The organism is uncultured Algibacter sp., assembly GCF_947487605.1.
Lineage (GTDB): Bacteria > Bacteroidota > Bacteroidia > Flavobacteriales > Flavobacteriaceae > Algibacter_D.
This window is the reverse complement of record NZ_CANKXK010000076.1, coordinates 1-366: the sequence shown is the minus strand read 5'-3', so window position 1 is coordinate 366 and position 366 is coordinate 1. Positions and strand designations below refer to the sequence as shown.

General features: G+C 33.6%; 1 protein-coding gene. It reads left to right on the top strand.

What is annotated here, in order from left to right:
• Window positions 1-25: 25 nt before the first annotated feature.
• The coding region (locus Q0739_RS15005; protein ID WP_298239545.1) for a T9SS type B sorting domain-containing protein at window positions 26-366 on the top strand (341 nt) is incomplete at its 3' end.

Here is a 366-nt window from a genome sequence, read left to right as displayed (position 1 = left end):
TCGTATAGATGAAGAACCTTGGCAAATGGATAATATTTTTAGAAATGTCCCTTTAGGCGAACATACTATTACGGTAAGAGATTTAGAAGGCTGTGGGCAAACCCAAAAAACTATTATGGTTATGGATTATCCCAAATATTTTACGCCAAATGGTGATGGGGATAATGAAACATGGAATATTGTAGGCATATCAAATCAAATGCAGGCTAGAATACTCATTTTTGATAGGTATGGTAAATTATTAAAACAGTTAAATCCTAATGGATTAGGATGGGATGGTACTTATAACGGTGTTTTAATGCCAACAAGCGATTATTGGTTTAATTTAGTTTATACCGAACCTAAAGACGGTAGTTTAAGAACCTT